This is a genomic window from Comamonas aquatica NBRC 14918, from assembly GCF_000739875.1.
GTDB lineage: Bacteria > Pseudomonadota > Gammaproteobacteria > Burkholderiales > Burkholderiaceae_C > Comamonas > Comamonas aquatica.
In genome coordinates this window covers 1-1,654 of record NZ_BBJR01000004.1, presented here as the reverse complement: position 1 = coordinate 1,654, position 1,654 = coordinate 1, and the positions used below count along the sequence as shown (strand labels likewise).

At 51.8% G+C, this 1,654-nt stretch carries 1 protein-coding gene; it reads left to right on the top strand.

All coding sequences use genetic code 11. The features are described 5' to 3' along the window. Positions 1–1,396: 1,396 nt before the first annotated feature. A partial coding sequence (locus CA2_RS17370) for an aminotransferase class III-fold pyridoxal phosphate-dependent enzyme (protein ID WP_156105927.1) occupies positions 1,397–1,654 on the top strand: 258 nt, incomplete at its 3' end.

Genomic DNA, 1,654 nt, shown 5'->3' with positions numbered 1-1,654 from the left:
AGGATTGGGGCTGCAGCCATTACAGCTTATACGCGGAAGCATGGCGGTGATGTGAAGGCGAAAGTTTTTTAAATGCCCAGCGATCGCCAAAGGCTTGCGGTACTGGACTTGGATAGCTACGGGAGCATCTCGGCCCATCCTTGGCTGCGACTGATAGGTCGGCATACGGACGCCAGCAGCAGCCAGCGCTGCTCTACCAAATACGGCGCCATCACAGCACGATGGACGCCAATCGATCGTAGGCAGGACTAGGTAGTTGGCAGCTACCGGCCAGAAGCGGTACTCAAGCGCCGCCCGATGAGTGACGGTTCTAGGCTGGTTCAGGTCCTTGTGCTCACAAATGCCAATGACTGCTGATGCTCAGGGCCGCCACTGAACTAAGGCTTCTTCAGCTGCCTGCTCATCGCTCGAAAGCTTGTCGATTCAACCCTGTCATAACAGGCCTCTTCAGTTCGATGTGACTCCAAGCCTTAGATTCCGCACTTCTTCATACTAGAGACTCTCCTTGTGAACCCTCTACTTCTCAAGACACTGGTTTGGCGAGGGGGGATTACCACGCGCCCTAGTGAAATCTGGCAATTTGTGTAGAATTCCGCGAAATTTAGGTCTGACTTTGGTAGTTAGCTATCCTTTTTGGAAGCTGTATTTATCTTGTTGCTTATGCAGACTCGTGCACCCACGACGCTGGGTATTGACTTTGTGACTTCCAATACAGCAATGCTGTGGTGCATTCGCACCCATGTTGCACGCCTATTGCCACTGCAAGGCAAGCTGGCGCACTCCCGCTAACTGCGCCCCCCGACTGCGCACGATGGGTCTGCGGCGATCCTGCCGTTGAGGTAGGTGAAATCATTCGCCCACGGCTTACCCTCTGCAGCTTACTCCCCTCCAAAGCGCCTGTTGGCATCCTATTGCTGCTATAGCGGGATGCATGGCGTCATGTCTGCGCAACGCCTTGGCTGCATTCGCATGCAACGCGCATGGAGGGTCTGCAAGCCTGTCGTGCACGCTCTAGCCCCACATTCCCCACGATTCCAAGATCGCCAGCCTGCGCGCGACACGGTGCCCGTGTTGTGTGCTTGGCTGCCCTTGAATGCCCGCGGTGATTGCGGCTGCGGCTACCTGTGAACAATCCATCGAAGTCGCATCAATATGGTGATGCGACTCCGTTTCAGCCATTATTTTTTATTTAAAAATAATGATGACAGGATTTATTTCATGCCTGAATTTTTATTGATGGCTTTGAAACGATGTGAAAAATTCTGATCTTGCATCAATTATGTTAATTTTTAACGGTTTTAAATAAATAAACCGTCTGACAGATCAAACATGCCAAGTCCACGATATCAATATCAAAGACTTAATTTTTAAACCATATCATGGATGGTAACTCGATATGACCCTTGCACTAGTAGAAACAACTTCTCGATCCACCAACGAATATTATTTGGCGCGCCAAAACCAGATGGAGTCGAATGTGCGTAGTTATCCACGCAAACTGCCGCTGGCTATTGCCAAAGCCCACGGCTGCTGGGTGACGGACGTGGAGGGTACGGAGTATCTGGACTGCTTGGCAGGCGCGGGGACTTTGGCCTTGGGGCACAACCATCCCGCAGTGATTGAAAGCATTCAAACCACGCTGGCCAGCGGGTTG